The 25,618-nt window shown below is 71.7% G+C and carries 30 protein-coding genes; 19 read left to right on the forward strand and 11 right to left on the reverse strand.

From position 1 onward, the window contains the following. Positions 1–161: 161 nt before the first annotated feature. Positions 162–1,130 (reverse strand): diacylglycerol/lipid kinase family protein, encoded by a 969-nt coding sequence (locus OG710_RS20900; protein WP_330240683.1) that lies wholly within the window; start codon positions 1,128–1,130, stop codon positions 162–164. A gap of 140 nt (positions 1,131–1,270) precedes the next feature. Here OG710_RS20900 and OG710_RS20905 point away from each other — a divergent pair, with 140 nt between their 5' ends. After that, the gene (locus OG710_RS20905; protein ID WP_443064280.1) at positions 1,271–1,723 is read left to right on the forward strand and encodes a hypothetical protein; all 453 of its coding nucleotides are present in this window, start codon (positions 1,271–1,273) and stop codon (positions 1,721–1,723) included. A 77-nt stretch (positions 1,724–1,800) separates the two neighbouring features. On the opposite strand, the gene OG710_RS20910 is transcribed toward OG710_RS20905, so the two are convergent. From OG710_RS20910 to OG710_RS20920, 3 genes are all read right to left on the reverse strand, one after another. Further along, entirely contained in the window at positions 1,801–2,781 is a 981-nt protein-coding gene (locus OG710_RS20910; protein WP_443064281.1) for an RNA polymerase sigma factor SigF, read from the reverse strand. Next, positions 2,778–3,191: an anti-sigma regulatory factor gene (locus OG710_RS20915; protein WP_018105584.1), complete on the reverse strand. Its 414-nt coding sequence runs from the start codon at positions 3,189–3,191 to the stop codon at positions 2,778–2,780. The genes OG710_RS20910 and OG710_RS20915 overlap by 4 nt, the downstream gene beginning before the upstream one ends. 230 nt (positions 3,192–3,421) lie before the next feature. Further along, on the reverse strand, positions 3,422–3,682 hold the full coding sequence (locus tag OG710_RS20920; RefSeq protein ID WP_111338096.1) for a UBP-type zinc finger domain-containing protein: 261 nt from the start codon (positions 3,680–3,682) through the stop codon (positions 3,422–3,424). A 34-nt stretch (positions 3,683–3,716) separates the two neighbouring features. On the opposite strand from OG710_RS20920, the gene OG710_RS20925 reads away from it, so the two are divergent. After that, the gene (locus tag OG710_RS20925) at positions 3,717–5,315 is read left to right on the forward strand and encodes a Na+/H+ antiporter (RefSeq protein ID WP_330240684.1); all 1,599 of its coding nucleotides are present in this window, start codon (positions 3,717–3,719) and stop codon (positions 5,313–5,315) included. Here the strand turns inward: OG710_RS20925 and OG710_RS20930 are convergent. The 4 genes from OG710_RS20930 to OG710_RS20945 all read right to left on the reverse strand — a co-directional run bounded on the left by OG710_RS20930 (position 5,312) and on the right by OG710_RS20945 (position 8,759). Then, positions 5,312–6,232, reverse strand: a complete 921-nt coding sequence (locus tag OG710_RS20930) for a 1-aminocyclopropane-1-carboxylate deaminase/D-cysteine desulfhydrase (protein ID WP_330240685.1) — start codon at positions 6,230–6,232, stop codon at positions 5,312–5,314. The two genes, OG710_RS20925 and OG710_RS20930, sit on opposite strands and share 4 nt — an antisense overlap. Before the next feature lie 46 nt (positions 6,233–6,278). Further along, positions 6,279–6,872: an N-acetylmuramoyl-L-alanine amidase gene (locus OG710_RS20935; protein WP_330240686.1), complete on the reverse strand. Its 594-nt coding sequence runs from the start codon at positions 6,870–6,872 to the stop codon at positions 6,279–6,281. 146 nt (positions 6,873–7,018) lie between these two features. After that, positions 7,019–8,212 (reverse strand): globin domain-containing protein, encoded by a 1,194-nt coding sequence (locus tag OG710_RS20940; RefSeq protein ID WP_330240687.1) that lies wholly within the window; start codon positions 8,210–8,212, stop codon positions 7,019–7,021. An 88-nt stretch (positions 8,213–8,300) separates the two neighbouring features. Then, entirely contained in the window at positions 8,301–8,759 is a 459-nt protein-coding gene (locus OG710_RS20945; RefSeq protein ID WP_330240688.1) for an RrF2 family transcriptional regulator, read from the reverse strand. 193 nt (positions 8,760–8,952) lie between these two features. Between OG710_RS20945 and OG710_RS20950 the strand changes: the two genes are divergently transcribed. The 5 genes from OG710_RS20950 to OG710_RS20970 all read left to right on the forward strand — a co-directional run bounded on the left by OG710_RS20950 (position 8,953) and on the right by OG710_RS20970 (position 13,702). After that, positions 8,953–10,359 (forward strand): family 2B encapsulin nanocompartment shell protein, encoded by a 1,407-nt coding sequence (locus OG710_RS20950; RefSeq protein ID WP_111338103.1) that lies wholly within the window; start codon positions 8,953–8,955, stop codon positions 10,357–10,359. An 82-nt stretch (positions 10,360–10,441) separates the two neighbouring features. Beyond that, on the forward strand, positions 10,442–11,485 hold the full coding sequence (locus OG710_RS20955) for a family 2 encapsulin nanocompartment cargo protein polyprenyl transferase (protein WP_330240689.1): 1,044 nt from the start codon (positions 10,442–10,444) through the stop codon (positions 11,483–11,485). A gap of 45 nt (positions 11,486–11,530) precedes the next feature. Further along, the gene (locus OG710_RS20960) at positions 11,531–12,205 is read left to right on the forward strand and encodes a DUF6304 family protein (protein ID WP_330240690.1); all 675 of its coding nucleotides are present in this window, start codon (positions 11,531–11,533) and stop codon (positions 12,203–12,205) included. A gap of 145 nt (positions 12,206–12,350) precedes the next feature. Beyond that, positions 12,351–13,340: a DUF1648 domain-containing protein gene (locus OG710_RS20965; RefSeq protein WP_330240691.1), complete on the forward strand. Its 990-nt coding sequence runs from the start codon at positions 12,351–12,353 to the stop codon at positions 13,338–13,340. A gap of 2 nt (positions 13,341–13,342) precedes the next feature. Continuing rightward, entirely contained in the window at positions 13,343–13,702 is a 360-nt protein-coding gene (locus tag OG710_RS20970) for a GntR family transcriptional regulator (RefSeq protein ID WP_111338107.1), read from the forward strand. A gap of 83 nt (positions 13,703–13,785) precedes the next feature. Here OG710_RS20970 and snpA read toward each other — a convergent pair whose 3' ends face one another. Further along, the gene (gene snpA, locus OG710_RS20975) at positions 13,786–14,448 is read right to left on the reverse strand and encodes a snapalysin (protein ID WP_443064282.1); all 663 of its coding nucleotides are present in this window, start codon (positions 14,446–14,448) and stop codon (positions 13,786–13,788) included. A gap of 257 nt (positions 14,449–14,705) precedes the next feature. Here snpA and OG710_RS20980 point away from each other — a divergent pair, with 257 nt between their 5' ends. The 9 genes from OG710_RS20980 (at position 14,706) to OG710_RS21020 (ending at position 22,374) form a co-directional block, all read left to right on the forward strand. Beyond that, on the forward strand, positions 14,706–15,650 hold the full coding sequence (locus tag OG710_RS20980; protein WP_330240692.1) for a LysR family transcriptional regulator: 945 nt from the start codon (positions 14,706–14,708) through the stop codon (positions 15,648–15,650). Between the two features lie 98 nt (positions 15,651–15,748). Continuing rightward, positions 15,749–16,750, forward strand: coding sequence for an NAD-dependent epimerase/dehydratase family protein (locus OG710_RS20985; protein WP_330242307.1), 1,002 nt, complete (start codon positions 15,749–15,751; stop codon positions 16,748–16,750). A 95-nt stretch (positions 16,751–16,845) separates the two neighbouring features. Next, the gene (locus OG710_RS20990; RefSeq protein WP_111338111.1) at positions 16,846–17,202 is read left to right on the forward strand and encodes a DUF952 domain-containing protein; all 357 of its coding nucleotides are present in this window, start codon (positions 16,846–16,848) and stop codon (positions 17,200–17,202) included. Beyond that, on the forward strand, positions 17,199–18,125 hold the full coding sequence (locus OG710_RS20995) for an SDR family oxidoreductase (RefSeq protein ID WP_330240693.1): 927 nt from the start codon (positions 17,199–17,201) through the stop codon (positions 18,123–18,125). The genes OG710_RS20990 and OG710_RS20995 overlap by 4 nt, the downstream gene beginning before the upstream one ends. Before the next feature lie 4 nt (positions 18,126–18,129). After that, positions 18,130–18,753, forward strand: coding sequence for a nucleotidyltransferase domain-containing protein (locus OG710_RS21000; protein WP_330240694.1), 624 nt, complete (start codon positions 18,130–18,132; stop codon positions 18,751–18,753). 457 nt (positions 18,754–19,210) lie between these two features. Continuing rightward, entirely contained in the window at positions 19,211–19,549 is a 339-nt protein-coding gene (locus tag OG710_RS21005) for a hypothetical protein (protein ID WP_330240695.1), read from the forward strand. Between the two features lie 142 nt (positions 19,550–19,691). Next, positions 19,692–20,450 carry an ATP-binding cassette domain-containing protein gene (locus OG710_RS21010; RefSeq protein WP_330240696.1) on the forward strand — a complete coding sequence of 253 codons (759 nt, stop codon included), beginning with the start codon at positions 19,692–19,694 and terminating at the stop codon, positions 20,448–20,450. Then, positions 20,444–21,790 carry a DUF7224 domain-containing protein gene (locus OG710_RS21015; protein WP_330240697.1) on the forward strand — a complete coding sequence of 449 codons (1,347 nt, stop codon included), beginning with the start codon at positions 20,444–20,446 and terminating at the stop codon, positions 21,788–21,790. The genes OG710_RS21010 and OG710_RS21015 overlap by 7 nt, the downstream gene beginning before the upstream one ends. Beyond that, entirely contained in the window at positions 21,787–22,374 is a 588-nt protein-coding gene (locus OG710_RS21020) for a hypothetical protein (RefSeq protein WP_330240698.1), read from the forward strand. Before OG710_RS21015 ends, OG710_RS21020 begins: the two co-directional genes overlap by 4 nt. 117 nt (positions 22,375–22,491) lie before the next feature. On the opposite strand, the gene sodN is transcribed toward OG710_RS21020, so the two are convergent. Next, the gene (gene sodN, locus OG710_RS21025) at positions 22,492–22,887 is read right to left on the reverse strand and encodes a superoxide dismutase, Ni (protein ID WP_239223397.1); all 396 of its coding nucleotides are present in this window, start codon (positions 22,885–22,887) and stop codon (positions 22,492–22,494) included. A 181-nt stretch (positions 22,888–23,068) separates the two neighbouring features. Here sodN and sodX point away from each other — a divergent pair, with 181 nt between their 5' ends. Beyond that, positions 23,069–23,527 carry a nickel-type superoxide dismutase maturation protease gene (gene sodX, locus OG710_RS21030; protein ID WP_330240699.1) on the forward strand — a complete coding sequence of 153 codons (459 nt, stop codon included), beginning with the start codon at positions 23,069–23,071 and terminating at the stop codon, positions 23,525–23,527. On the opposite strand, the gene OG710_RS21035 is transcribed toward sodX, so the two are convergent. Next, a complete protein-coding gene (locus tag OG710_RS21035; protein ID WP_111338118.1) occupies positions 23,431–24,060 on the reverse strand; it encodes a CGNR zinc finger domain-containing protein in 630 nt (209 codons plus the stop codon). The genes sodX and OG710_RS21035 overlap by 97 nt on opposite strands. 229 nt (positions 24,061–24,289) lie before the next feature. On the opposite strand from OG710_RS21035, the gene OG710_RS21040 reads away from it, so the two are divergent. Both OG710_RS21040 and OG710_RS21045 read left to right on the forward strand, forming a co-directional pair. Further along, the gene (locus OG710_RS21040; protein WP_330240700.1) at positions 24,290–24,778 is read left to right on the forward strand and encodes a SigE family RNA polymerase sigma factor; all 489 of its coding nucleotides are present in this window, start codon (positions 24,290–24,292) and stop codon (positions 24,776–24,778) included. Further along, the gene (locus OG710_RS21045) at positions 24,775–25,557 is read left to right on the forward strand and encodes a hypothetical protein (protein WP_330240701.1); all 783 of its coding nucleotides are present in this window, start codon (positions 24,775–24,777) and stop codon (positions 25,555–25,557) included. Before OG710_RS21040 ends, OG710_RS21045 begins: the two co-directional genes overlap by 4 nt. Positions 25,558–25,618: the final 61 nt, after the last annotated feature.

Genomic DNA, 25,618 nt, shown 5'->3' on the forward strand with positions numbered 1-25,618 from the left:
CGTCCCGATCGCCATGTAGAGATTCGCAAACCTCGGCGACGGATACAACCCCTTCTGGAAAGTTTTTTTTGATTCCTCGGTGTCGGCTAGGTCACAGCCGTACTTCTAGAGGGTGGAAGCCAGTCCAAACGTTCGAGTTAAAGGACTTTGGTCCCTTCCACTCACACAATCACACGCAGTGCACGGCGTACGCCTGTGAACGTCACACTCGTACGCACTCCGAGGTGGTCACCGTCCATCTGGAAGGGCAGTGGCACCTTGGAATGCAAGGTGAAGTCCGTCAGGTCGTGCCGGGATACCGCGTGCTTGCCGCGAGGGCCCTTCTCGGGGCTCGACGTGAGCAGCTGGGTGGCGTAGCGGCTGACTGCGGGAGTGGAGAGTTTCCGCAGGCCAAGCACGTCGAGAGCGGTGTCGAAGGACGCCTTCGGGGCCGCGTAGATCGGCCGGTTCCCCAGGTACGTCCAGGGGGCCGTGTTGCAGATTATGGAAAGCGCGAGATCGGTGACCGGTTCCTCGCCGGGCACGTCGAGCGTTATGACGCCCTGCCTGCGGTGCGGCTCGTCCAGGAATTGCCGGACGACCTGCCGGACGTAGAGCGCGTGCGTCGAACGCTTGCCGCGTTCCCGCTGCTGTTCGACCCGGCCGATCACTCCCGCGTCGAAACCGAGGCCGGCGCAGAAGGTGAACCAGCGCTCCGGCACGGATTCGTCCTCCGTGCCCGGCGTACCGCCCGCCAGGCCCAGGCCCACCGTGCGTTCGGTCCGGTTCGCCAGGGCGTCCAGAATGGCGCCGGTCGCCTCCACCGCGTCGTTCGGGAGCCCCAGGGCGCGCGCGAACACATTGGTGGAGCCGCCGGGCACCACGGCCAGCCTCGGCAGCCGGTCGAGGTCCGGGCCCCGGTGCAGCAGGCCGTTGACCACCTCGTTGACCGTGCCGTCGCCGCCGAGCGCCACCACCAGATCGATGTCGTCGCTGTCGGCGGCCCGCCGGCCCAGATCGCGGGCGTGTCCCCGGTACTCCGTGGACACGGCCTCCAGCTTCATCTCGCTGGCCAGCGCGTGGATCAGCACATCACGGGTCCGCGCACTGGTGGTGGTGGCTGCCGGGTTGACCACGAGAAGTGCGCGCATGACCGCCAGCCTACCTACCACGGGGTACCGCCCTGAAGTCCTTCCCGCACACCCTCACGCTCGGTGACGGCTCGGGAGCGGGGCGGCGGCGCGCCGACCCCGGCTTTCCCTTCCGGGCGCCGGGATGCCAACCTGCAAGGGTGAGTACTCAGCAGAACGCGCCCTCCCCGGCCCCCTCGGCGGACCCGGCGAAGCCCGTCAGGATCACGCTGGTGGCCGGGGTTAACGCCCTGGAGGGCGCCGCCCTCGTCGCCGGCGGGATCTACATGCTGGTGATGGGGCTGCTGGGCCGCCCCGACAGCCCCCAGCAGGCGGAGATGGGCGGTCTGACCGTGATCGCCCTCGGCCTGATCCCGGTCTTCGCCGCGCGCGGACTGCTGCTGCGGCGCAGCTGGAGCCGGGGCCCCGCGCTCATCACGCAGATCATCGCGCTGCCGGTGGCCTGGACCCTGCTGCGCTCCCACGACCTGCTCATCCCGGCCGGCATCGTGCTCGCGGCGCTCGCGCTGACCGCGCTCTACCAGCTGGCCCGGCCGGCCACCGTCGAGGCCCTGGGCATCCGCAGGCCGGGCTCGGCGCCCGAGACGGACTGACCGGGCCCGCTGCGCGAAGGAGGCCGCCGGGGACGTCCCCGGCGGCCTCCTTCGCGTACGTACGACAGGGCCGCGCCCTACTCCTCGACCAGCAGCCGCTCGCGCAGCTGCGCCAGCGTGCGGGCCAGCAGCCGCGAGACGTGCATCTGCGAGATGCCGACCTCCTGCGCGATCTGCGACTGGGTCATGTTGCCGAAGAACCGCAGCAGCAGGATGCGCTTCTCCCGCGGCGGCAGATCCTCCAGGAGCGGCTTCAGCGACTCCCGGTACTCGACGCCCTCCAGCGCCTCGTCCTCGGAGCCCAGGGTGTCCGCCACGGCCGGCGACTCGTCGTCCGTGTCCGGCACGTCCAGCGAGAGCGTGCTGTACGCGTTGGCCGACTCCAGCCCCTCCAGGACCTCCTCCTCGGAGATCCCCAGCCGCTCCGCCAGCTCGTGCACGGTGGGCGAGCGGCCGTGCAGCTGGGACAGCTCGGCGGTCGCCGAGGTCAGCGAGAGCCGCAGCTCCTGGAGGCGGCGCGGCACCCGCACCGCCCAGCCCTTGTCGCGGAAGTGGCGCTTGATCTCCCCGACGACCGTGGGCGTCGCGTACGTCGAGAACTCGACGCCCCGCTCCGGGTCGAACCGGTCGACGGACTTGATCAGCCCGATGGTGGCGACCTGGGTCAGGTCGTCCAGCGGCTCCCCGCGGTTGCGGAAGCGCCGGGCCAGGTGCTCCACCAGCGGCAGATGCATCCGCACCAGCCGGTTGCGCAGCTCGGCCCGCTCCGGCGAGCCGTCGGGCAGCGCGCGCAGCTCGACGAACAACGCCCGCGCACCGCTGCGGTCGTTCGGATCGTGGTGCCCGTGCTCGCTCATCTGGCCTGCCCGCTCCGCCTGCGACTGCTCCACCGCGACCGTAGTGCCGGCCGGCACGTCCACCCCGCCCACCGCACGGGGCAGGTCGTCCCCGTCCACCGGATGAGGCAGTGCCTGCTGGTCCGGGATGCCCGCCGCGCGCACCACCCCTGGTCGGATCGTCTCGTCCCGCACAGGACCGTCCCCGTTTCCGTCGCTCACGCCGGCCCTGGTCCCGCGCCGCGCTGTTTGTACAGGCTGATGCTGACCGTACGGTCGTCGGCGACCGAGGAGTCGACCTTCCCGGCCAGTGCGGAGAGCACCGTCCAGGCGAAGGTGTCGCGCTCCGGGGCGCGGCCGTCCGTGGTGGGGGCCGCGACCGTCACCTCGAGTGAATCGTCGATGAGACGGAACACGCAGCTGAGGACGGAGCCCGGCACGGCCTGCTGGAGCAGGATCGCGCACGCCTCGTCCACCGCGATGCGAAGGTCCTCGATCTCGTCGAGAGTGAAGTCCAAACGTGCTGCGAGACCGGCCGTGGCCGTGCGCAGCACCGACAGGTAGGCACCCGCAGCGGGCAGCCGGACCTCCACGAAGTCCTGATTGCCGGGCTCGCCTGCGATCTGGGACACCCTCACCTCCAAGGTGGCACAAACTCATTCGAGGTTCCGGGAAGAACGCCCGGAGCCATGCGGTACGTCTTCGGTTCCAGTCCGGCGACGCTATCGCGATCCATGATGCCGTGTCGCAGGAACCCCTCCCCGTGGACGTCACTCATGGTAGATCCACGAGTACGCACAGTGGCTAGAGGTCTGCGTCGCCCAATTGCGAACACCCGACGCCGGTTTGACGTACCCGGACCTCAGACGATCGAACCGTCGACAAAGCACCATCGCCACTTCTCGCCGGGCTCGAAGCTCCGCATCACCGGGTGGCCGGTCTGCTCGAAGTGGCCGGTCGCGTGCCGTCCCGGCGACGAGTCGCAGCAGCCGACGTGGCCGCAGCTCAGACACATCCGCAACTGCACCGGGTGGGTGCCGGCCGCCAGGCACTCGGGGCAGGTGGCACCGAGCGGCTCGGGTTCGGGGCGCGGCAGGTCCGGGACATGCGGGCACACACTCATACGGCCAGGTTACGACGGATGCGAGGATCGCGGGATGGACGCATTGCCCCTGGTGGCGCTGGTCGCGGGCAGTGCCGCGACGGCCGGTCTGGCCCGCCGCACCCCGGTCCCGGCACCCCTGCTGCTGGTGGCCGCGGGCCTGATCGCCTCGTACGTGCCGGGGGTGCCGACGTACACCCTGGACGCGCACATCGTGCTCCCGCTGCTGCTGCCGCCCCTGCTCCACACCGCCGCCGTGGACAGCTCCTACCTCGATCTGCGGGCCAACCTGCGGCCGGTGGCCCTGCTGTCGGTGGGCTACGTGCTGTTCGCCACCGTCGTGGTCGGATGGCTGGCCCACCTGCTGGTGCCCGGTCTGCCGCTGACCGCCGCGCTGGTGCTGGGCGCCGTGATCGCCCCGCCGGACGCGGTCACCGCCGCCGCGATCGCCCGCCGGGTGGGCCTGCCCGCGCGCGTCACGACGATCCTGCAGGGCGAGTCCCTGGTGAACGACGCCACCGCGATCACCGCGTTCAAGGTGGCGCTGGCCGCCGCCGTGGGCGAGGGCGTGAGCTGGGGCGCGGGGATCACCGAATTCCTGCTGGCCGCGGTCGGCGGGGTCGGGGTCGGCCTGCTGCTGATGGTCCCGCTGCACTGGCTGCGCACCCATCTCAAGGAGGCACTGCTCCAGAACACGCTGTCGCTCCTGATCCCCTTCGTGGCGTACGCGGCGGCCGAGCGGGTGCACGCCTCGGGGGTGCTCGCCGTGGTCGTCGTCGCGCTGTACCTGGGCCACCGCTCCTGGCAGGTGGACTTCGCCACCCGGCTCCAGGAGGCCGCCGTCTGGAAGATGGTCGCCTTCGTCCTGGAGTCCGCGGTGTTCGCCCTGATCGGCCTCCAGCTGCCCTTCGTCCTCAAGGGGCTCGGCGCCTCCTCGGTGGCGGACGCCTTCGGGTACGCGGTGCTGGTCTTCCTCGCCGTCGTCGTGGTCCGGTTCGTCTGGGTCTACCCGGCGACCTATCTGCCCCGGTGGCTCTCGCGGCGCGTCAGGGAACGGGAGCCGGGCATGGACCGGACCTCGCCGCTCATCGTCGGCTGGGCCGGGATGCGCGGCGTCGTCTCGCTCGCCGTCGCCTTCTCCATCCCGCTCGTCACGGCCGACGGAGCCGCGTTCCCGGCCCGCAACCTCGTCCTGTTCCTGACGTTCACCACCGTCATCGGCACGCTGGTGGTGCAGGGGCTGACGCTGCCGGTCCTGGTACGGGTGCTGCGGCTGCCCGGCCGTGACCGGCAGGCCGAGACCCTGGCCGAGGCGCAGGCCCAGAGCGAGGCGTCGGCGGCCGCCGAGGCCCGGCTGGACGACCTCCTCGCCGACGAGCGCAACCGGCTGCCCCAGCCGCTGGCCGACCGGCTGCGCACCGTGCTCGAACGCCGCCGCAACGCGGTGTGGGAGCGGCTCGGTGCGGCCGACCCGGTCACCGGCGAGTCGGCCGACGACACCTACCGGCGGCTGGCCGGCGAGATGATCGAGGCCGAGCGCGAGGTCTTCGTACGGCTGCGGGACGAGCGCAGGATCGACGACGAGATGATGCGGACCCTGCTGCGCCGCCTGGACCTGGAGGAGGCGGCGGCCTATCGCGAGGAGTCGGGCTAGACGCCGGCCGCCTCGTCGGGGCGGCCGGTGATCACGGCCGCGACGGTGCTGCCGGCGGGGAAGGCGCCCTCCGCCACCAGCTCGGTGAGCGCGTACAGCATTTTGGCCACATACAGTCGCTCCACGGGTAGCCCGTGGCGGTCCTCGAAGTCCTGTGCGAAGGCATGCAGGGCCGGTGTCGTACGGGCGTAGCCGCCGAAGTGGAACCGCTCGTCCAGCCACCAGTCGCCCGCCGGACCGCCGAACGCCTCCCGCTGGAGCTCCCGTACCGCCTCGCCCAGGAAGCCGCCGCGCAGCACCGGGACGCCGAGGGCGCGCTGCCCCGGCGCCAGCCCCGCGGCCAGCCCGGCCAGTGTGCCGCCGGTCCCGCAGGCCACCGCCACCACGTCGGCCGCGCCCCGCAGCTCCCGCCCGAGCGCGGCGCAGCCGCGGGCCGCGAGGGCGTTGCTGCCGCCCTCCGGGACGACCGCGCAGTCGCCGTACACGTCGAGCAGCCCGGCCAGAACCGCCGGGTCGGTCTTGGCGCGGTACGTCGCCCGGTCCACGAAGTGCAGCCGCATGCCGTCCGCCGCGCACCGGGCGAGCGAGGGGTTGAGGGGGCGGTGCGCCAGCTCGTCACCCCGTACGACACCGATGGTGCCGAATCCGAGGAGCCGGCCCGCCGCGGCGGTGGCCCGCAGATGGTTGGAGTACGCGCCGCCGAAGGTCAGCACCGGGCGCCCGGCGGCGGCCCCCAGATTGGGCGCGAGTTTGCGCCACTTGTTGCCCGGCAGGTCCGGGTGGATCAGATCGTCGCGCTTGAGCAGCAGCGTGACGCCGTGCCGGGCGAAGCGCTCGTCGTCGGCGGGCCGCACGGGCGACGGGAGCGCCGGACGCAGCCGGGCGAGGCCGGGCGGCTCGGGAGGCGGGGCGGACATGCCCCCATTGTGGGCGGCGGCTGTGGGCGGCGGCGCCCGCCGGGTCTCACTTGAGGCGGTCGTGGACTCGGGACCGCAGGTCGTCCATCGAGAAGCCGCGCGGGTCCACCTTGCCGGGCTGCCACTCGCGGTGCCCGATGACGGACCGGGCGGTCCAGCCGTGGTGCCGGCAGATGGCCGCCGACACCCGCTCGACGGCTTCGAGCTGCTCGTCGGGCCAGGGGTCCTCGCCGTCGCCGAGGTTCTCGCACTCGAAGCCGTAGAAGTGCCGGTTCCCGTCGGTGTTGGCCTCGTTGTCGTGGGGGAGGCGCTTCTTCTCGGCGATCACCGCGCGCAGCACGTCGTCGTCGCCCATGCCCGCGTGGTTGGTGCGCCCGTAGCCCACCAGATGGACCCGGCCGTCCTTGGCGATGACGCCGTGGCACAGGGGCCCCGGCAGATCGGGGTGGCCGTCGCGGCAGACCCGTACGGTGGCGCCGGTGCCGCGGGTGACCGAGTGGTGGATCATCACACCGTTGACGGGGCCCCAGGGGCCCTTGTGGTCGCGATTGTGGCTGCGCCAGTCGTCCACCTCGACGACGGTGAGCCCTTCCTTCTTGAGGGCGGCGAGGAACGCGCTCGCGGACATGGGTGAGGACATGGCCGACTCCTTACGGTGCGTGGGGGGAGGGTGTCCTGGTGGAGCCCTACCCGGCCGCGAGGGCCCCGACCTGTCGCGGAGCGACAGCGGGGCCCTGTTCGGATGCTGTGCGAGCCGATCCGGTCACCTCGGCGCGCGGGGTCGGTTCAGGAGGCCAGCCACAGGTCGGGGCCGAACACCTCGTAGTGGATGTCGGAGGCCGGGACGCCCTTGGCGAGCAACTGGGTGCGCACCGCGCGCATGAAGGGCAGCGGGCCGCAGAGGTAGGCGTGGGTGCCGGAGGGGATGACGACATCGCTCAGGTCGACGAGCCCGGTGCGGTCGGTGGGGTGGCCGTCCTCGGGGTCCTCGTACCAGAAGTGGGCGGCCGCGTCGGGGAGCTTGGCGGTCAGCGCGATGTGGTCGGTGCGCAGCGCGTGGTCGGCGGGGGAGCGGTCGCCGTGCACGACGGTGACCGGTGCGCGGTGCCCGGAGACGGCGAGGTGCTCCAGCATCGACAGGATCGGGGTGCAGCCGATGCCCGCGGAGGCGAGCAGCAGCGGGGCGTCGTCGGACTTCAGCACGAGGTCGCCGTACGGGGCGGAGACCCGGATGCGGTCACCGGCGCGGACCTGGGCGTGCAGGTGGCGGGAGACCTCGCCGTCCGGCGCGTCGTTGCCGTGGACCCGCTTGACCGTGATGGAGCGGAGCGGCGAGCCGGGGGCGCTGGAGAGGCTGTACTGGCGTATCTGGTGGGCGCCGTCCGCCAGCTCGACCTGCACGGAGACGTACTGGCCGGGGCGGAAGGCGGGAGCCGGGGAGCCGTCGGCCGGGCGGATGCGGAACCGGGCGACGTCGTCGGTCTCCTCGGAGCGCGAGACGACCTCCCACTCGCGCCAGACGTCACCCGCGACGACGCCCTGCTCCGCGTACAGCCGCTCCTCGATGGCGATCAGGGCGTTGGCCATCAGCCAGTAGACCTCGTCCCAGGCGGCGGCGACCTCGGGGGTCACCGCGTCGCCGAGGACCTCGGCTATCGCGGCGAACAGGTGGGTGTGGACGACGTCGTACTGGGCGGGGGTGATGCCGAGCGAGGCGTGCTTGTGGGCGATGCGGCTGAGCATCACGTCCGGGCGGGTCTCGGGCTGCTCGACCAGGTGCGTGGCGAAGGCGGCGATGGAACCGGCCAGGGCCTGGCGCTGCGCGCCGGACGCCTGGTTGCCGCGGTTGAACAGGTCGCGCAGCAGCTCCGGGTGGGCGGTGAACAGCTTGCGGTAGAAGAGATCGGCGATGTCCCCGATGGCCGCGCCTACGGCGGGCAGGGTGGCACGAACGGTGGCGGTCGACGACTCGGAGAGCATCGGTGACTCCTCGGAGGTTGAATTGGCATCTCAGATGCGCATTTAAGAGCAGTGTAGGAGCAGGCCCGGCGGCCCCCGACGGCGGGGGTCAGTTTCCGGACGGGCGGCGACTGCTGAGGCTGATGAGGAGGGGGCCGGTCGGCCCGGCGGTCAGCTGCGTGACGGTGAGCGGGTCCAGCGAGGCGTAGAACGCGTCCTGGGCCTGGCGCAGGGCCATGCGCAACTGGCAGGCCGAGCGCAGCGGACACGGTGTCGAGCCCTCGCAGTCGACGACGTCGCCGGGCTCCTCGGGCTCCTCCAGCTCGCGGACCAGGGCACCGACCGACGCGGACCGGCCGGCCTCGGTGAGCGTGAGGCCGCCGCCCCGGCCCCGCCGGGCCTCGATCAGGCCGAGGTGCTGGAGGCGGGCGACGACCTTCGCGGCGTGCGAGTACGGCACCTGCATGGTGGCCGCCACCTCGCGGGTGGTCGGCGGGTCCTCGTGCTTCACGACGGCGAGGCGCATGAGCACGCGCAGGGCCACGTCGGTGAACCTGGTGAGCCGCATGGGCACCAGGCTAGGTGAATTGGCATTACGCATACAAGTTACTGGCCATCAGAGTGCCGTCGACGGGGCATCGCGCGACGCGATGCCCACCCTAACGGCCGATTAATCACACTCTTTTGTGTAATGGCGCGCCCCGCCCTCGTGCTGCAAGTGTTCTTCCCGCAGGTCAGCCGATAGATCGAGAGGGCGAAAGATGTCCGTTGGTGAAGAGGTTCAGAACACGCAGGTGCCGCCGCAGCAGAGTCTCGGTACGGCGGCCGCGCGGAACCTCGCGACGACCACCAAGTCCGCTCCGCAGATGCAGGAGATCACCTCCCGGTGGCTGCTGAAGATGCTGCCGTGGGTCCAGGTGCAGGGCGGTACGTACCGGGTGAACCGCCGGCTGAGCTACGCGGTCGGCGACGGCCGCGTCACGTTCGTGCAGACCGGCGACCGGGTCGCGGTCATCCCCGCCGAGCTGGGCGAGCTCCCGGCGCTGAGGGACTTCGAGGACGAGGAAGTACTCGCCGAACTGGCCCGGAGGTGCGAACAGGTCGAGATCCCCGCCGGAGAGGTGCTGGCCGCGGCCGGCGACCCGGCGGACCGGGTCTACCTGCTGGCGCACGGCAAGGTCGAGAAGGTCGGCAGCGGCCCCTACGGCGACGAGACGGTCCTCGGGGTCCACGCGGACGGTGCCTACTTCGGCGACCAGTCCCTCATCGAGGGCGACGCCGTCTGGGAGTACACGGCCCGCGCCGTCACCGCGTGCACCGTGCTCACGCTCCAGCGGGCGGACGTGCTCAACCTCGCCGAGCGGGCCGAATCGCTCAACAATCACCTCACCGGCCTGCTCGCCCTCCCGCAGCAGCGCACCAACAAGTACGGCGAGGCGGCGATCGACCTCTCCGCCGGCCATGTCGGCGAGGCCGTCGTCCCGCACACCTTCGTGGACTACGAGGCCGCGCCCCGCGAGTACGAACTGAGCGTCGCCCAGACCGTCCTGAAGGTGCACAGCCGCGTCGCGGACCTGTACAACCAGCCGATGAACCAGACCGAGCAGCAGTTGCGGCTCACGGTCGAGGCGCTGCGCGAGCGCCAGGAGCACGAGCTCATCAACAACCGCGAGTTCGGCCTGCTCAACAACTGCGACTACGGCCAGCGCCTCCAGCCGCACGACGGGGCGCCCAGCCCCGACGACATGGACGAACTGCTCTCGCGGCGGCGCGGCTCCAAGCTCTTCCTCGCCCACCCCCGCGCCATCGCCGCCTTCGGCCGCGAGTGCAACAAGCGCGGACTGGTGCCGGAGAGCATCGACGTCGGCGGCCACCGCATCCCGACCTGGCGCGGCGTGCCGATCTTCCCGTGCAACAAGATCCCGGTCAGCGACGCCCGCACCACGTCGATCATCTGCATGAGGACCGGCGAGTCCGAGCAGGGCGTCGTCGGCCTCCAGCAGTCGGGCATCCCCGACGAGATCGAGCCCAGTCTCTCGGTCCGCTTCATGGGCATCGACGAGCAGGCGATCATCTCCTACCTCGTGACGGCCTACTACTCCGCGGCGGTCCTCGTCCCGGACGCCCTCGGTGTCCTGGAGAACGTCGAGGTCAGTCGCTGGCGGTGAGCCACGGGGCCCGGACCGGCAGCGGTCCGGGCCCCCGGCCCCGGCGCACCACCACAGCAACGACAGGGGTGACCGATTGACCATGACCCGAACAGACGCCGCGACCGAGGGCAATGAGGCCGCGGCCCTGCTGGAGTACACCCGGACCCTCGTCGATCCGCATCTGCGGGCGGCGATCGCCTCCCTCCCCGGCTCGATCCGGCGGGTCGCGATGTACCACTTCGGCTGGGAGCACGCCGACGGCAGCCCGGCCTCGGGCGGCGCGGGCAAGGCGATCCGGCCGGCGCTCGTCCTGGCGGCCGCCCGCGCCCTCGGCGGCGACCCCGAACAGGCCGTACGGGCCGCCGTGGCCGTGGAGCTGGTCCACAACTTCACCCTGCTCCACGACGACGTCATCGACGAGGACCACACCCGCCGCCACCGGGCCACCGCCTGGACGGTGTTCGGCGTCCCGGACGCCGTCATCGCGGGCGACGCCATCCTGGCCCTCGCCCAGCGGCTGCTCGCGGAGGACGGCGGAGCGGTGTCGCAGCTCGCCGCCGCCCGCCTCTCCACCTGTGTCATCGAGCTGTGCGCGGGCCAGCAGGCCGACTGCGCCTTCGAGGAGCGCGACCCCGAGCAGGTCACGCTCGACGAGTGCCTCACCATGGCGACGGCCAAGACCGGCGCCCTGCTCGGCTGCGCCTGCGCGCTCGGCGCGCTCTACGCCGGCGCCGACGAGCGGGCCGTGGGGGCGATGGACGGCTTCGGCCGGGAGGCCGGGCTCGCCTTCCAGCTGATCGACGACCTGATCGGCATCTGGGGCGACCAGGCGCGGACCGGGAAGCCGGTCGGCGCGGATCTCAGCGCCCACAAGAAGTCGCTGCCGGTGGTGGCCGCGCTCACCGCGGGTGGCCCGGCGGCTGCGGAGCTGGCCGGCCTGTACCGGGGCTCGATGAGCACCCGCGCCGAGGTCGGCCGGGCCGCGGAGGCCGTGGACCGGGCCGGCGGCCGGGACTGGGCGCAGAGCTGTGCGGCGGACCGGATGGCGCGGGCCGTGCACCACCTCTCGCGGGCGGTCCCCGACCTCTCGGCGGCGGGCGACCTGCTGGCCCTCGCGGAGTTCGTCACGCGCCGCACCTACTGAGGGCGGCAGGGCCGGTGTCGGAGGCAGGGGCTACAGTCCCTGCTCATGACAGATGAGTCGTGGGCAGGGTGGTACCGGGACCGGCAGGGCTCCGACGCCGTCATCCTCACCACAGACGGGCAGCAACTCCGCCTCCGCGTCAGGGGCGTGGACTTCGAGGGCGGCAGCTTCGACGGTCTGCGCCCGGTGGCGGCGGGCCCGGCGGAGAGCGGGATGTTCGCGCTGACGGACGGGGTGCTGGGGGACTGCGTCCTGGAGTGGGATCTGCCGTTCCCCGTCCTGGCGGAGGGGGTGGAGCGCCAGGCGACCCTCAGCTGCCTGCTGTCGCTGCGCAGGCCCGACCCGTACCTCTACCTCGAACTCCGGTTCGGCGGGGCGGCCTTCGCGTCGCAGCGCGCCGAGAGCGACTTCGGCTCCGCGCTGGCCACGATCCAGCGGGAGCTGCCGCCCGGAGTCCACCTGCGGACCTGCATAGCCTGCGCGTTCTCCGACTACTTCCCGGCTCCGGAGCGGGCCCGCGGTCTCTCCGGCGGCCTCGCCTGCTTCCGGGGCGCCAAGGAGGCGTACCGGGACGCGGCCGGGGAACAGGACCTGCTCGGACTGTGGGACCGGCGGACCGGTTTCGTCCAGGAGGTCTGGAGCTGCCGGGAGTTCGAGCCGAGGCCCACGGAGGGCGCGGGCACCGGCCACCGGGGAGCGTTCCCGCTCGAAACCGCCTGACCGCTCCGGCGGAACCCGTGCCGGGCCCCGCCCGGCGCACAGCGTCCCGGGCGCCCTGTTCGGTGCCGCACTTCGCCGCCGCAGCCGGCTTCGTCGTTGCCGTCACCTTCATTGTTCTACTAGCATGCGAACAAGGGAGGTTTTGATGAACCGTAAATCCATCGGTCGCGCGGCCCTCGCCGCGCTGCCGTTCCTGCTCGCGCTCGCCGTCGACCTGATCCTTTTCGCCACCTGCCGGGACCGGCTGCCCGAGCAGCTGGCCAGCCACTTCGTGGGCAACGGCCGGGCCGACGACTACGCCGGCCAGACCTCGTACGTCGTCCTCACCACGCTGGTCCTGCTCGGCATCGGCCTGCTGGCGGTGCTGATGGTGGCGCTGGGCACGTTCACCCGGCGGTCCTACCGGACGACCCTCGGCTTCATCTACGCCATGGCCGGGTTCCTCGGCTACCTCCTGGCCGCCCTGCTGCTGATCAACGTGGACGCCGTCGAGGACGCGCAGGGCCGGGGCCAGGACGTCACGTTCCCGCTGTGGCATCTGGCCGCCGCCCTCGGAGTGGGCGTGGCCGCCTACGGGCTCGGCCTCCTCGCGGCCGCGCTGCTGCCCGTACCGGAAGCGTCCGGGGACGACGGGCCGCAGGGCCGGGGGGAGGGGCCGCGCATCGCGCTGCGCCCCGGGGAGGTCGCCGGATGGGCCCGCAGCGCCGGGTCCTGGCCGCTGCCGCTCGCCGCGCTCCTGCTCCTGGGGACCGGAGTCCTCCTGGTGTTCACCTCGGGCTGGCCGATCGCCGTGCCGGCCTTGGTGCTCGGGCTGCTGATCGCCGCCTTCGCCCGACCGCACGTGACCGTGGACCGGCGCGGAATCACCGTCTCCGGCCTGCTCCCCTGGCCCCGCGTCCGGGTCCCGCTGGACCGGATCGAGTCGGCCGCCAGCCGTGAGATGAAGCCGCTCGGCGACTACGGCGGCTGGGGCTACCGCGTCCGGCCCGGACGCACCGGAGTCATGATCCGCTCCGGCGAGGGCATCGTGGCCCGGCTGGCCGGCGGGCGGGACTTCGAGGTCACCGTGGACGACTCGGCGACCGCCGCGGCGCTCCTCAACACCCTGATCGACCAGCGCCGAACGGACCATTGACGATGCTCTTCCGGGTCGATCCCACCTCCACCGTGCCGCTCGGGGACCAGATCGCCGCCTGTGTGCGCCGCGCCGTGGCCGACGGCGCGGCGGCCCCCGGCGAGCGGCTGCCCGCCGCGCGGGTCCTGGCCGAATCACTCGGCGTCAACGTCCACACGGTGCTGCGCGGCTACCAGCGGCTGCGCGAGGAGGGCCTGATCGAACTGCGCCGGGGCCGGGGTGCCGCCATCGCCGACGGCGCCTCCCCGCACCGCGCCCGCCTCCTCGAACGGGTCCGCGAGACGGTCGGCGAGGCGCGCGGCCTCGGCCTGACCCTGGACGAACTCCTGACCCTGGTGCGTACCGAATACGGCGCCGGCTGACGGCGACGGGCCGCCTCGTCCTGCGAGGCGGCCCATCGGTGCGAGCGGTGCTTCCGGGAAGCGTGCTCCCCGGAAGCCTGCGGTCAGGAAGCGGTCTTGGTCAGCGTGGCCGCGAAGCCGTACTGCCACAGGTAGTTCACCCGGTTCCGCTCCGCGGCGTTCGGGTACGGGTTGGTGCAGGACGTGCCGGGACCGCCGCCCGACATCAGCTCGCTGCACGGACCCGAGTAGTGGTCCGGGAGACCCAGCACGTGGCCGGTCTCGTGGGCGGTGACGCGGGTCGAGTTGTACTGCCGGTTCTGCGCGTAGTCCAGGAGGATGTAGCCCCGCCCGTGGCCGTCCGTGCTCGCGTAGGAGCCGCGCGGGTCGCTGCCCTCGTAGTACGCGAAGTCGGCGTTCGAGCCCTCCTGGAGCCGGACGGTGGAGACCGAGCTGTTCCAGATCGATGCGCTGCTGGATATCTGGGAGCGGAAGCTCGGCGCGTTGGCGGCGCTGTAGACGACCGTGACGGCCAGGGCGTTCGGATGGGCCGCCCGCTTCTCCGCCACCGACTTCGCGACCGCCTCGAAGAACGCCTTGTTGCCCGCGGCGTTCTCCTGCGTACCGGACTTCGCCGTGTACGCCAGGTGGGCGGACGGGGCGGGGGCGGCCACCGGCGCGGCGATCGCGGGGGCGGTGCCCAGCGTGGCGGCGAGCGAGAGGCCGAGGCCGAAAACGGCCGACATGACGGTCCTGGGGTGTCTCATGTGGGGGGTCTCCTACCAGTTACCTGTCAGGGGAACCCGTCCGCTGATCGGACTCGGACGGGAGTGGTACGGAGAGAGTTTCGGGGAAGCGGAGCCCGCGCGGATGATGTCAGCCGGTGATAACGCGGCCCTATCACCTCCGTGCGCCCTTTTCGTGCACACCGGCTTTCCGGTTGCCCAACGCCCGGTGAATCGCCCGCCTTTGGCAGGGTTACGGCCCATGGTGCGGCCGGACGGGCCGCCCTAACCTCGGCAGCATGGAGCTTGAGGTGAGACACCTCAGGGCGCTGTGCGCCATAGCCGACACCGGCAGCCTGCACCGGGCGGCCCGCACCCTGGGCGTGAGCCAGCCCGCACTCACCACCCAACTTCGCCGCATCGAGAACGCCGTGGGCGCCGAACTCTTCAGCCGCGAACGCACCGGCTGCCGTCCCACCCTCCTCGGCCGCGCCGTCCTCAGCCGCGCCCGCCCCCTCGTCGACGGCCTGTCCGCCCTGGTCAGCGACGCCAGGGCGGAAGTCGCCCACGCCGAGGGCCCCCGGCTGCGCATCGGCTGCACCGCGAGCCGGGTCATCGGCGGCTGGCTGCGCCGGCTGCGCCTGCGGCTGCCCGGCACGGACATCTCGCTGCGGGTGGACGTCTCCGCGCACGCCCTGCTCCGCGCGGTCGGCACCGGCGGGCTGGACGTCGCCTTCGTCCACGAGGTGGAGGGCTGTCCGCTCACCGTCCCGGACGGGCTGGAGCAGCGGGTCCTCGTGGAGCGCGAACCGCAGTTCGTCTCCATGGCCCGCGACCACCCCGCCGCCGCCCTGCCCGTCGTCGACCTGGCCGACCTGGCCGCCGACCGGTGGATGGTGGACCCCACGGTGGACGGTGAATGGGACGGGCTGCGCCGGATGTTCAGCGAGGCGGGCGTGGCACCCGTCGTGCTGCACGGCGACTACCTCACCGCCGCCTCCCTCGTCGTGCTGGGCGAGGCGGTCGCCCCCTGCCAGCCGACCTCGGGCCCCCGCGACGACATGGCGATCCGCCCCCTGCGCGACGACCCCCTCGCCGTACGGCTCCTGCTGGTCTCCCGGCCCGGCACGGACATGACCGCCGCCTACGAGGAACTGGAGGCGGCCTACCGGGAGGCGGCGCGGCGCGTGGCCGGATACCACCAGTGGCTGCTGCGCCACCGCAGCCCGCTCGCCCGCTCCTGACCCCTGGTGGGAGTTCCCGGTTCCGGCGGATTCAGCCGAGAGCGTGGCCGGTTCCGCACCGGCCCGGTACGGGGCAGAGTCGTCCCATGAGGCTTCTGATGCTGGGCGGTACGCAGTTCGTCGGACGGGCCGTCACCGAGGCGGCCCTCGCGCGGGGCTGGGAGGTCACGGTCTTCCACCGCGGCCACCACGCGCCCCCGCCCGGTACGGCCGAACTCATCGGCGACCGCACCGCCGGGGACGGCCTGGCCGCGCTCGCCGTCGCCGGGGCGCCGGACGGCGGGGGCCACTCCTGGGACCTCGTCGTGGACACCTGGAGCGGTGCGCCCTCCGCGGTACGGGACGCGGCCCGGCTGCTTGCCGCACGGGCCGCCCGGTACACCTACATATCCAGCCGTTCCGTGTACGACTATCCGGCGCCGGCCGGTCTCACCGAGGACGGCCCGCTGGTCGGGGGCGCCTCGCCGGACGCCGGGGACGGCGAGTCGTACGCGCTGGCCAAGCGCGGCGGCGAACTGGCCGCGCTGGACGCCTTCGGCGACCGGGCCCTCCTCGCCAGGGCCGGGCTGATCCTCGGCCCCTGGGAGAACATCGGCCGGCTGCCCTGGTGGCTGAACCGGATCGCCCGCGGCGGCCCGGTCCTGGCCCCCGGCACCCCGGACACCGACATCCAGTACATCGACGTGCGCGACCTCGCCGACTGGGTGCTCGACGCGGCGGAACGCGGGCTGCACGGCGCGTACAACCTGGTCAGCAGGCCGGGCCACACCACCATGGGCGGACTGCTCGACGCCTGTGTGCGCGCCACCGGCTCCGGCGCCGAGCTGCGCTGGACCCCGGCGGAGACGATCCTCGCGGCGGGCGTCGAACCGTGGACCGACCTGCCCGTGTGGCTGCCGCCGGGGGAGCTGTACGACACCCTCCACCAGGGCGATGTCGGCCTGGCGTACGCGGCCGGGCTGCGCTGCCGCCCGGTGGCGGAGACCGTCGCCGACACCTGGACCTGGCTGTGCGGACTGGGCGGCACGGCACCCCACCGCCCGGACCGCCCGGCCACCGGCCTCGACCCGGAGACGGAGGCGAAGCTTCTGGCCGGTTAGGGGGTGTCGTCCCCGGCGGCCGGGGACGCGCCGACGCGGTCAGGAGTTATCCACAGGGCCCGGCCCGGTGGCCGCCGCCGCGTTAGCCTCGGGCCATGGCTGAACTGCTGCACATCACCGAAGGCCCGCTCTGGGAGGCGGCCCGCGGGATCGGGACGTACGAGATGTCCACCCGCGGCCGCACCCTGCACGAGGAGGGCTTCATCCACTGCTCGCTGCCCCACCAACTGCCCGCCGTGGCCGAGGCGCTGTACGGCGCGGGAAGCCGGCCCGCAGCCGCGGAGCAGGACCTGGTGGTGCTCGTCATCGACTCCGACCGGCTCACCGCCCCGGTGCGGTACGAGCCCGGCGAACCCGGCGGCGAGGACTTCCCCCACCTGTACGGGCCCCTCCCGGTCGACGCGGTCGTGGACGTGCGCCCCTGGCGGCCCGAGGGAGGCGCCCGCGCATGAGCCCCGCCCCCGACACCCCGTCCCGGACGGTCACCGGCGGCCCCCTCACCGCTGTCACCGGCGCGAGCGGCGCCCTCGGCGGCCGGGTCGCCGCCCGGCTGGCCCGCGCCGGAGTCCCCGTCCGGCTGCTCGGCCGCGACCCCTCCCGGCTGCCCGACCTCCCCGGCGCCGACCCCGCGCCGCCCGCCCCCTACGGCGACGGCGAGGCCATGCGCCGCGCCCTGGCCGGGGCCCACACCCTGTTCCTCGTCTCGGCGCACGAGAGCCCCGACCGGGTCCACGAGCACACGACGGCGGTGGACGCGGCGGTCGCCGTCGGCGTCGAACGCATCGTCTACCTCTCCTTCCTGGGCGCCGCCCCCGACGCCACGTTCACCTTCGCCCGCGACCACTGGCAGACCGAGGCGCACATCCGGACCACCGACGTCCGGTACACCTTCCTGCGCGACAGCTGGTATCTCGCCGGGCTTCCCGCCATGACCGGCGCCGACGGAGTGCTGCGCGGCCCCGCCGGTGACGGCCGGGTCGCCGCAGTGGCCCACGAGGACATCGCGGACGCCGCCACCGCCGTCCTCCTCGCCGGCACCGACGCCACCGGTCCCTCGCACGACGGACGCACCTACGACCTGACCGGCCCCGAGGCGTTCACCCTCGCCGAGGCCGCCGAGGAGCTCAGCCGGGTCACCGGACGGACCGTCACCTACGAGCCCGAGACCCGCGAGGAGGCGTACGCGTCCCGGCAGCACTACGGGGCCGCCGACTGGGAGGTGGCCGGCTGGGTCACCTCGTACGAGGCCATCGCGGCCGGCGAGATGGCCACCGTCTCGGACGCCGTACCGACCCTCACCGGCCGCCCCGCCATGGACCTGGCCACCTATCTGCGCGAACACCCCGACAGCTACCGCCATCTGCTCCGGGACTGACCCGGTGCGCACGGAGACCCCCTGGGGCCCCTGGGACCCGCCGCCGCTCGCCGAGGCCGTCCGTCTGCTCACGGCGCTGCGCTCGCCGTGGTGGATCGCCGGCGGGTACGCGGTCGAGCTGGCGGTGGGCCGTGCCTTCCGGGACCACGGCGACATCGACGTGCTCGTGCCGCGCGACGCCCAGGCGGAGGTGCGGCGGGTCCTGCCCGGCTGGGACTGGTGGGCCGCCGACCCGCCCGGCACACTGCGGCCCTGGCACCCCGGTGAGACGCTGCCCGCCGCCGTCCACGACCTCTGGTGCCGGCCGGGCCCGGACGAGCCGTGGCGCCTGCAGTTCATGCTGGACGAGGTGGCCGGCGGGGACTGGGTCTACCGCCGCGACCCCCGCGTCCGCCTCCCGCTTGCCCGGCTCGGCCGGGTATCGGACGAGGGCATCCCCTACCTCGCCCCCGAGGTCCAGCTGCTCTACAAGTCCAGGTCCCGGCGCCCCAAGGACGAGCGGGACTTCGAGGAGGCGCTGCCGGCCCTGGACGACCACGCCCGCGCCTGGCTGACGGAGACGATCACCCTGACGGAGAGCGCGGCCCACCCGTGGGCGGCACGGCTGCGGGCACTGCCGGCGGGCTGAGCCCAGCGGGCCGCCGCCGTCCGACAGGTGTCGGTAGAGCGGCGCCGACACGGCGTACGACCTCATACCCCTTCGACACAGGGCTCGGCCCACGCAATGCGTGCGGTGACACTTCGGTGACCTCGTCGGTCGCTCGGGAATCCGGTCGCGGGAGGGGCACGTAGCCAGGACTCCGCGAAATCCGCAAGGGCATACGCAAAGCGGTCACATCGCGATTAAAGGAATAACTGCCGCCATTGTTGGGGCAGTTGATGTACACTCAAGCGTTATCGCGGGGGGCGGTCCGTCAATGCGGCCTTCAATCAATTCGCCTCGTGATGCACACGCATGCCCGCAATTCCAAACGAGAGGTGCAACTGTGCATAAGTTCGGAACCCGTAAAACTTGGAAGCGAGTCGGTATGGTTGCTTCCGTCGCGACCCTCCCGTTGGCCCTCGCAAGCCCTGCCTGGGCTGTCGTGAAGTACTCATACATAACGGGTGGAGTCGCCGGCTTCACCTCGAAGTATGTGACCGATGATGGGGGTACCGGCCCGAACAAGGTCGACTTCACCGGATGCCATACGGGCTCGGGCGTGACGAAGAGTGTGACTGTTCAGTTGCGACGTGCTGTCATCGGACCCGACACCGGATTCGACAAGAAGACCTACACGGCATGCTTCAAGGGCGGAACCTCGTCCGGCGAGTGGGGTGCCGGAAGCGAAGGTCACGACTACTACTTCCGTATTACCGAGGTCGGTGGCAGTTCGGTAGTGGGCCCGACGATCAGCGTTGATACGACCCGTATGTCTTTCTGAGGGCTGTCCGTCAGGAATCGCGGGTCAGTCCATAGGTGACACTGGATTCTGAATGCCTGGGTGGAGACCTGAAACGCAGGTCTCCACCTGCCTCTTTTTGAAACAGAGAGAGGCACCCCACACTGAAACACCAAGGTGTCGCATGCCCATTTCGATGTTCGAGTGTTCCTTCTCCTATCGGCGTAGACGCCCGGTACTGCGTGATCTCAGCTATACGCTGCCGCCTGGGCGCACCGTGCTTCTGGGGCCGAACGGAGCGGGAAAAAGTACCCTGTTGGGCTTGTGTGCATCTGCGCTGCGTCCTGACTCCGGTTCAGTCACCTATGGCGGCCTGAGCACTGGCCGGCGTCGCGCGCTGCCCGCGTTCCGTAGGCGTGTGGCGTGGATGCCTCAGCAGGTGGAGCAGGTGCCGGGGCTCACGGCCCGGGATCAGGTCGCGTACTCCGGCTGGCTCAAGGGGATGTCCCGGCGCGAGGCGTGGCGTGAAGCTCTCCGAGCCCTGCGTCGCGTGGAGTTGGCCGATCGGGCGGATGACAAGGTGCAGGAGCTCTCCGGAGGGCAGCAGCGGCGCGTCGCAGTGGCTCAGGCCCTCGTGCATGACGCGGAGGTCCTTCTCCTCGATGAGCCGACAGCGGGCATGGATCCCCGGCAGCGGCAGGTCTTCCACCAGATTCTCGCCGATCTGTCGAAGGAGGTGCACATTGTTCTCTCCACTCACGACACCTCCGACATCGCCAACTCGTACGAGTCGGTCGTGGTCCTGTTGGACGGGCAGGTGCGTTTCTCGGGGACGGTGATGGACTTCCTTTCCCATGCGAGCGCGACGGCGGCATCCGACGAGCAGCGTGCCACCTCCGCCTATCAGGCCTTCACCGAGATCGATGGGGCGATCTCGTGGTGAACCGATTCCCCTTCGCCCGGCACTCGGCCGTCATCGGGCTCGGAGCCCCGACGGTGGCTCTTGCCGTATATTTCACCGCCTACCAGCCCAGACCGCTGACCGGTGAGGATTCCATCGTCGTGGTGTCGGTGGCTCTGAGGATCGCCGCGCTGGGAATTGCCTTGGTGGCTGCCTGGGACGCGGGGAGGCTTCGCAGGGCTCGGATTGCGGCAGCTCCGTCCAGCCGTCACCTGCTGCGCGTATTCGTCGATGCGCTGACCCCCAGCCTGGCCCTGGTGATCATCAGCTGGGTGGCGTCCTTCCTGTTGGTGATCAGCTATCTGGGAGGCCACGCACCGGGGTTCCACGACACCGTTCCCGTGGTCCGGAGTCTTGCGGTCCCCTTCAGTGCGGTAGCAGTCGGTTTCTTCCTCGGACTCTCCCTTCCACCTGTTGTCGCCCGCCCCCTTGCGGTGGTGATCACGGCGCTGTGGGTCTTCGTCGCCTATACGCTGGGTGTCCCATGGCTGCGGGCGATATCCGGATTCGACATGAGCACTCCGACTTATACGGATGTCGTGGACCGCGCCTACCTCATGGCACCGGCGATCCTGGCTCTCGGACTGCTGCTCGGCCTTGTCGCGCTGAGCCTGTTCTCACGTCCGGCGCTGCGCGCCGCCGCCATGGCCTGCTGCGTCCTCGCGGGCTTCGGAGCGTCGTACCCCCTGGTGAGTGACGCCCCGCGCTACGCCGACCCCACCGTTCCCCGCACCTGGGCAACGACGTGTGAGCGAACTGCTCCGGTGATCTGTGTCCCCGGCGAGTTCGCCGACGACATCCCCGCGCTGCATCGCTCCGCTCAAGAGGCGCTGCCCCGCCTGCGAGAGGTCGGGTTCACCCCACCCCGGAAGCTGGCCTTCGTCTCGGACGATCTGCCGCTGGCACGCGATACCTGGCGAACCTATCTCCAGAAGCCGGTGACCCGGCACCGCAGCCGGGGCCTCTACGTCAGCGCCTTGGTTCCGTCAGGGCTCCACGACTGCCCCGGCCTTCCTGATGACTACGTCTACCCGGGGCGCGGAGCCGCCTTCGCCTGGGTCGGCCTGACGGTCGGGATGTCGGAGGAAGAGGTCACCCGCAGTTACGGCCCCAGTGGCGCGTACCGTGCACGCTGGGTGCGCAGCCTCCCCAAGGCCAAGCAGTACGCCTGGTACAAACAGGAGTTGAGCTACCTCAAGTCCTGCGACGAGCAGGTCCATGAGAAGGCCCGGGCGGCGGCCAAGGCCGAGAAGGAGCGGGGCCGAGCGCTGGGCCCGCGGCTGGAGAACCCGGCGGACACTGCACCGGGGGTGGCCCGTTGACCCTCTGGGCGCGCACGCGAAGAATCTGGGTGCTGCCTGTGGCGCTGGCTGCCTGGACGCTTCTCCTTGTGCTCGTGCGCGACGACGTGGCAAAGGTTCCGCAGATCGCCGCGCAGGGCACCTTCTCGGTCAAGCTGATGAACTTCGTCCCGCTCATCCTGTGCATCCCGACGATGTACTGCATGAGCCGGCGCCTCATCGCCACCGAAACCACAGCGGCGCGAGCGGTCGCCGTCATCGACCGGCTGGCTCTCCTGCTTCTGGGGGTGAGCGCGACGGGGCTGGGGTTCGTACTCGGGGACTTCCTGGACATGCCGACAGCGGTGGCGGGCGGACGGAACACTGTCATGGTGCTGGGCCTCGCCCTCCTCGTACACAGCTGGTACGGCCCGATGGCCGGTGGCGCGGCGGCGACCATGTTCGTCATGTTCAGCATTGTCACCGGCCTGGCAGGAGACCAGAGGCCGTACCCGTGGGCGGTTCTGCTGATGGAGTCCACCAGCGTCGCGGCCGCAGTCGTGGCGGCGGTCAGCTTTGCTGCCGGGCTGATCACGATGGCGTACCGTCGGCGGATACCGGGCTGACCTGAAAAGACCGCACCCGGTCCGTGATGGACGCCGTGCTCGGCGGCCTGCGGACCGGGTGCGGACCGGTAGGGAGTCCGACCAGCGAAACCGCAGGTCGGACGGCCTAACCAGAGATCAGGCCTTCTTGGTCTCCCAGAAGATCTTGTCGATCTCCGCGATCAGGTCCAGCGCCTTCTGGCCGGTGGCCGGGTCGGTGGAGCCCTTGGCGGCCGAGAGGGCCTTCAGGGTGTCGTTGACCAGCTGGTGCAGCTGCGGGTACTTCTCGAAGTGCGGGGCCTTGAAGTAGTCGCTCCACAGCACCGAGACGTGGTGCTTGGCGAGCTCGGCACGCTGCTCCTTGATGACCACCGCGCGGGCCCGGAAGTGCGGGTCCTCGTTGGCCTGGTACTTCTCCTGGACGGCCTTGACGGACTCCGCCTCGATGCGGGCCTGGGCCGGGTCGTACACGCCGCAGGGCAGGTCGCAGTGGGCGCTGACCTTCACCTTGGGGGCGAACAGGCGGGAAAGCATTGAGCTGTCCTTCCTCGTGATCGTCTTCTCAGGTGGGACATTACTCCGTGAGAAGCCTCTTTCAGCGAGTGCCCCCAGGGGCTTAGGCCAAAAGTCCGGGAAGAGGATGGGACCCACGGCCGAATGTACGAAAGCCTGTCGTGGACGGTGTACTGGACGGATGGGGAAGGTGCGGGAGGAGATGAGCGACGTGCCGGAGGTGCCGGAGCCGGGCGGTGAGCGGCCCGCGCGCGGGCTGTCGGCGCGGGTGCCCTTTCAGGTGGTGGAGGTGACGGGCCCCTCGATGGTGCCCACGCTGCACCACGGGGACTGGCTGCTCGTGCGGTACGGGGCGCCGGTGCGCCCCGGGGACGTGGTGATCCTGCGTCATCCGTTCCAGCAGGACCTGCTCGTCGTGAAGCGCGCCGTGGAGCGCCGGGCCGGCGGCTGGTGGGTGCTGGGCGACAACAGTTACGCGGGCGGCGACTCCACCGACTACGGAACCGTCCCCGAGGAACTCGTGCTGGCCCGGGTCAGCGCACGCTACCGGCCGCTGACCCGCGATCAGCGCACGGTGCGCGGCGTACTGGGCTGGGCGGTCTCCGCGCTGCGCCCGGTCTCCGCGGCGCGCTCGGTCTCCAGGCGCTTGCGGGCCCGGTAGGCCGCCACGTTGGCCCGGGTGGCGCAGCGGTCCGAGCAGTAGCGGCGGGAGCGGTTGGTCGAGGTGTCGAGGTACGCGTTGCGGCAGGGCGCGGCCTCGCACAGGCCCAGCCGGTCCACCCCGTACGAGGTGAGGTGGAACGCCAGACCCATGGCCGCGATCGCCGCGTACCCCGCCGTGGCGTTGGACGGGTGGTCCGCGAGGTGCATGTGCCAGTCCGGCGTGCCGTCCGCGTCGCGCACGTCGTGGCCGGAGATCTGCGGGCTCACCGGGAACTCCAGCAGCAGCGAGTTGAGCAGGTCCACCGCCAGCCGCTCGTCCCCCTCGTCGGCCGCCTCGAAGACCGCGCGCAGCCGGGCCCGTACGGAACGGAACCGGGTGACGTCCGCGTCGGCCGCGCGCCGGGCCGCCTGGGCGTTCTCGCGGAACAGGTCACGGACGGCCTCCACCGACGTCAGGGTGTCCCTGTTCCGGGCCGGCTCCTCGGTGTTGACCAGGCGTACGGCGTAGTCCGAGTACAGGGCCAGTTCCACGAGTCGTCCTTACGGCGTCGGTCCAGGGCGGGGCGGTACGGGGTGGTGCGGGGCGGTATGGAGCGGTGCGGGGTGACGTAATGGGTGGTTAAGGCTACAGGGTATTACATAGCGGGAGGGGGTGCGGCCCATCGAGATTCTTCCGCACACACCGCAACCCGCCGTGCCGCCCACCGCACTGGAAGGGTGAGACGGTCCGCGCCCGCGGGCCGGGGGAAGGACACCGAGGATGCGGAGCGATGACCATGCCGCGCTGCACGCCTTCGTCGAGAGCAGACGCACCGCCCTGTTCCGCAGCGCGTTCCTGCTCTGCGGCGACCGGGACGAGGCCGAGGACCTGGTCCAGACGACCCTGGTCAAGGTCGTGCTCGGCGGGCGGCGGCACGGCCGGCTCGACAACATCGAGGCATACGCGCGCAAAACCCTGGTCAACACCTTCATCGCCGCCCGCCGCCGGTTCTGGCGCCGCGAGCAGGCGTACGGGGAACTGCCCGAGCGGGCCGCGCGGACACCCGACACGGACACCGGCCTGGCGGTCCGGGCGGCGCTCGCCCGGCTCACGCCCAGGCAGCGGGCGGTGCTGGTGCTGCGCTACTGGGAGGACCTGAGCGTCGAGGCCACGGCCGCGACGCTCGGGATGCGGGAGAACACGGTCAAGAGCCACACGGCTCGGGGATTGGCGGCGCTGCGCGCCGAGATGGCGGAGGTATTGGTATGAGCGACGACGTGCGCGAGCTGCTGGGGCGGGCCGCCGAGGACGCCGGGCGGCCGGTCATCAGCACGGAGGCGGTCTACGCCAGGGCCGCACGGGTGCGGTGGCGCCGCCGGGCCGCGGTGTCGGCGGCGGCGGTCTGCACGGTGGCGGCGGGGGCGTTCGTGGTGCCCCAGCTCTCCTCCTCCGCGACCGACACCCCGCAGACCTCGTCGGTGGCCTCATCCGCCAAGGCGCCCGGCGCCACCGACCGGGCCGCCCGGCTGGCCGAACTGCTGCCCTCCGGGGTCGGCGAGGTCGAGGAGGTGTCGTTCGCCGACATCATCAAGCACGCCTCGCCCCTGCCCCCCGAGCCGCCCAGGAACGGGCCGCTGGACGGGCAGTACGCGGTCCGCCGGGACGGCGGCGTCGGCTACCTCACCGTGGACGTCATGGACGCCGCGGCCGTACGCAAGAAGCTCGGGAACAGCGACCCGGCGGCGGACCTGTGCAAGCCGGACAAGGGGGCGCCCGCCCGTACCGACTGCGTGCGCGAGGAGCTGTCCGGCGGCCGGGTGCTCACCATCTGGAGCGACGCCATGGACTACGGCGAGGGCGGCACCCCGCAGTGGGGCCCCGAGCTGGCCGCCCGGCTCGTCCTCGCCGACGGCAGTCTGCTCGGCGTACGCGACAGCACCGGTTTCGAGGCCGACGTGGTGCAGGGGCCGCTGCTGGACAGCCCGCCGCTCACCCGCGCGCAGCTGCGCGAGCTGATGCTGCGTACGGAGCTGCTGCCGGCGACGTGACCGGCGCGCGTGAAGGGGTGGTACGGGCCGCACCGGCCCGTACCACCCCTTCACGTATCCG

It is taken from the genome of Streptomyces sp. NBC_00525, from assembly GCF_036346595.1.
Classification (GTDB): Bacteria; Actinomycetota; Actinomycetes; order Streptomycetales; family Streptomycetaceae; genus Streptomyces.

Coding starts and splice junctions, on each gene's coding strand:
- OG710_RS20900 (WP_330240683.1), bottom strand. CDS start 1,130: ATGCGCGCACTTCTCGTGGTCAACCCGGCAGCCACCACCACCAGTGCG.
- OG710_RS20920 (WP_111338096.1), bottom strand. CDS start 3,682: ATGAGTGTGTGCCCGCATGTCCCGGACCTGCCGCGCCCCGAACCCGAG.
- OG710_RS20925 (WP_330240684.1), top strand. CDS start 3,717: ATGGACGCATTGCCCCTGGTGGCGCTGGTCGCGGGCAGTGCCGCGACG.
- OG710_RS20930 (WP_330240685.1), bottom strand. CDS start 6,232: ATGTCCGCCCCGCCTCCCGAGCCGCCCGGCCTCGCCCGGCTGCGTCCG.
- OG710_RS20935 (WP_330240686.1), bottom strand. CDS start 6,872: ATGTCCTCACCCATGTCCGCGAGCGCGTTCCTCGCCGCCCTCAAGAAG.
- OG710_RS20940 (WP_330240687.1), bottom strand. CDS start 8,212: ATGCTCTCCGAGTCGTCGACCGCCACCGTTCGTGCCACCCTGCCCGCC.
- OG710_RS20945 (WP_330240688.1), bottom strand. CDS start 8,759: ATGCGGCTCACCAGGTTCACCGACGTGGCCCTGCGCGTGCTCATGCGC.
- OG710_RS20950 (WP_111338103.1), top strand. CDS start 8,953: ATGTCCGTTGGTGAAGAGGTTCAGAACACGCAGGTGCCGCCGCAGCAG.
- OG710_RS20955 (WP_330240689.1), top strand. CDS start 10,442: ATGACCCGAACAGACGCCGCGACCGAGGGCAATGAGGCCGCGGCCCTG.
- OG710_RS20960 (WP_330240690.1), top strand. CDS start 11,531: ATGACAGATGAGTCGTGGGCAGGGTGGTACCGGGACCGGCAGGGCTCC.
- OG710_RS20965 (WP_330240691.1), top strand. CDS start 12,351: ATGAACCGTAAATCCATCGGTCGCGCGGCCCTCGCCGCGCTGCCGTTC.
- OG710_RS20970 (WP_111338107.1), top strand. CDS start 13,343: ATGCTCTTCCGGGTCGATCCCACCTCCACCGTGCCGCTCGGGGACCAG.
- snpA (WP_443064282.1), bottom strand. CDS start 14,448: ATGAGACACCCCAGGACCGTCATGTCGGCCGTTTTCGGCCTCGGCCTC.
- OG710_RS20980 (WP_330240692.1), top strand. CDS start 14,706: ATGGAGCTTGAGGTGAGACACCTCAGGGCGCTGTGCGCCATAGCCGAC.
- OG710_RS20985 (WP_330242307.1), top strand. CDS start 15,749: ATGCTGGGCGGTACGCAGTTCGTCGGACGGGCCGTCACCGAGGCGGCC.
- OG710_RS20990 (WP_111338111.1), top strand. CDS start 16,846: ATGGCTGAACTGCTGCACATCACCGAAGGCCCGCTCTGGGAGGCGGCC.
- OG710_RS20995 (WP_330240693.1), top strand. CDS start 17,199: ATGAGCCCCGCCCCCGACACCCCGTCCCGGACGGTCACCGGCGGCCCC.
- OG710_RS21010 (WP_330240696.1), top strand. CDS start 19,692: ATGCCCATTTCGATGTTCGAGTGTTCCTTCTCCTATCGGCGTAGACGC.
- sodN (WP_239223397.1), bottom strand. CDS start 22,887: ATGCTTTCCCGCCTGTTCGCCCCCAAGGTGAAGGTCAGCGCCCACTGC.
- sodX (WP_330240699.1), top strand. CDS start 23,069: ATGAGCGACGTGCCGGAGGTGCCGGAGCCGGGCGGTGAGCGGCCCGCG.
- OG710_RS21040 (WP_330240700.1), top strand. CDS start 24,290: ATGCGGAGCGATGACCATGCCGCGCTGCACGCCTTCGTCGAGAGCAGA.
- OG710_RS21045 (WP_330240701.1), top strand. CDS start 24,775: ATGAGCGACGACGTGCGCGAGCTGCTGGGGCGGGCCGCCGAGGACGCC.